The organism is Streptomyces hirsutus, from assembly GCF_001418415.1.
GTDB lineage: Bacteria > Actinomycetota > Actinomycetes > Streptomycetales > Streptomycetaceae > Streptomyces > Streptomyces hirsutus.
This window is the reverse complement of sequence record NZ_LIQT01000628.1, coordinates 1-2,163: the sequence shown is the minus strand read 5'-3', so window position 1 is coordinate 2,163 and position 2,163 is coordinate 1. Positions and strand designations below refer to the sequence as shown.

General features: G+C 69.3%; 3 protein-coding genes and 1 rRNA gene. All 4 read left to right on the top strand.

Annotation, left to right across the window (positions count from 1 at the left end; all coding sequences use genetic code 11):
- The first annotated feature begins 25 nt into the window (after positions 1 to 25).
- Positions 26 to 142 (top strand): 5S ribosomal RNA (gene rrf, locus AOK11_RS36230).
- A 63-nt stretch (positions 143 to 205) separates the two neighbouring features.
- Positions 206 to 853, top strand: coding sequence for an HAD family hydrolase (locus AOK11_RS36225; RefSeq protein ID WP_055597880.1), 648 nt, complete (start codon positions 206 to 208; stop codon positions 851 to 853).
- 149 nt (positions 854 to 1,002) lie between these two features.
- Entirely contained in the window at positions 1,003 to 1,218 is a 216-nt protein-coding gene (locus AOK11_RS43200) for a hypothetical protein (protein WP_157869525.1), read from the top strand.
- Positions 1,219 to 1,284: 66 nt separating this feature from the next.
- Positions 1,285 to 2,163: MFS transporter (locus tag AOK11_RS36220; protein WP_107098767.1), on the top strand; the 879-nt coding region annotated here is incomplete at its 3' end.

Genomic DNA, 2,163 nt, shown 5'->3' with positions numbered 1-2,163 from the left:
GGTGCGGTTGTCTGTTTCATAGTGTTTCGGTGGTCATAGCGTAGGGGAAACGCCCGGTTACATTCCGAACCCGGAAGCTAAGCCTTATTGCGCCGATGGTACTGCAGGGGGGACCCTGTGGGAGAGTAGGACGCCGCCGAACAATTCTTACAAAGAAAGCCCCGTGCCATTCGGCACGGGGCTTTCTGCGTTTAGGGTCGGGGTCATGCGCTATGACCTGGTTATTTTCGACAATGACGGCGTCCTCGTCGACAGCGAGCCCATTTCCAACCGGCTCCTGGCCGGCTACCTCACCGAGCTCGGGCATCCGACGTCCTACGAGGACTCCATCCGGGACTACATGGGGTCCGCCATGCATCGGGTGCACGACCTGGTGGAGGAGCGGACCGGGCAGCGGTTGCCGGACGACTTCGACGCCGTGTTCCACGCACGCGTCTTCGCCGCGTTCGAGCGGGAGTTGAAGCCGGTGGCCGGTGCCGCCGATGTGCTGGAGGCGCTGGCGGCCGAGGGAGTGCCGTACTGCGTGGCCTCGTCCGGGAGCCATGAGCGGATCCGGGTGGGGCACCGTGCGACCGGGCTCGACCGGTGGTTCGACGACGAGCGGATCTTCAGCTCCCAGGATGTGGGGCGGGGCAAGCCGGCACCGGACCTGTTCCTGTACGCGGCGGAACGGATGGGCGTCGCACCGGCGCGGTGTGTCGTGGTCGAGGACAGTCCGCTGGGCGTACAGGCGGCGGTCGCGGCCGGGATGGACGTGTACGGGTTCGCTTCGATGACACCCGCGGAGAAGCTGGCGGGGGTCACCCGGCTCTTCGCGGATCTGCGGGAGTTGCCGGACCTGTGGGCGGGGTGACCCGCGTCCGCGGCTGACACATGTCATGCGGAGCAGCGGACGTTCGTTTCTACCGCCGGGCCGGGGCCGGCCACGAGGCTGGGCGCAGGACGACGCACTCGGTCAGTCCCAGCAGCAGGCGCCGGACCTTTCTGCCGATCGTCCTCGACGTGGCGGCGCCGATCGGGGCGTACTCCCTGCCGGTGGACACCATGGTCCGGCTCGGCACCGTCATCATGATCGTCACGATGGGCGGGGCGTTCCTGGCCGGTGGGGCGCTGGGGGCCGGTCCCATGCCGGCCATGGTCGCCGCCGAGGCGAAGACGGCCGGAGCTTGTGCACCCGCAGCCGCTCCCGTCGCCATCGGCTCTCCCGAACTCCGTTGAAACTGAGCACAATTCATCTTTGGCCGGACCTACCCACCAGTACACCGGGGCCCTACGCTCGCCGCCATGACTGATGTGCTGCGGCGCGGCAGGGCCTCGCTGGCGTTCGCCTTCCTGGTGCAGGGAGTCGCCTTCGCTCTGCTCGTGACGCGGATCCCGGCCATCCAGGACCGGTACGGGGTTTCCGACACGCTGCTGCCCGCCTTTCTCGCCGCGGTGCCGGTGCTCGCCGGTATCGGGAGCGTGGCGACGGAGCGGCTGGTGAAGACGGTGCCGCCGAGCCGGGTGCTGCGGTGGTCGCAGCCGGTCGTGCTGCTGGCGCTGCTCGGGGTCGGGGCGGGGGAGCACATGGCGGGGCTGGCCGTGGCGCTGGCCGTGTTCGGGCTGGCCGTGGGGGCGCTGGACGCCTCGATGAACATGCTCGGGGTGAGCCTCCAACGGGCGTACGGGCGCAGCATCATGCTGAGCTTCCACGCCGCCTACAGCCTGGGCGGAATCGCCGGGGCGTCGCTCGCGTGGGTGGGGGCGCACGGGCAGCTGGCGCTGTGGGTGTCGTATCTGCCGGTGGTGCTGGTGCTGATGCCGGCGGCGCTGATCGGGAGCCGGTGGTACGTGGACCAGGAGCAGCGGGAGGGCCGGGGCGAGGACCGGCGTCAGGGTCATGTCTCCGGGCCGGCCGCCGAGGGTGAGGACAGGGCCGGGCCCGTCGCCTTCAGGCTGCTGCTGCCGTTGTGTCTGGTGATGACGGTGGCGTACATCGGGGACTCGACGGTCTCGAACTGGAGCGCGAAGTATCTCCAGGACGTGCTGGGGAGTTCGGAGCAGATGGCGACCGTTCCGTACAACGTCTACATGGTCACCACGCTGGTGGGGCGGACGGTCGGGGACTTCGGGGTGCGGCGCTTCGGCGCTGTGGCGGTGGTGCGGGCCGGGGCGCTGGTGGCG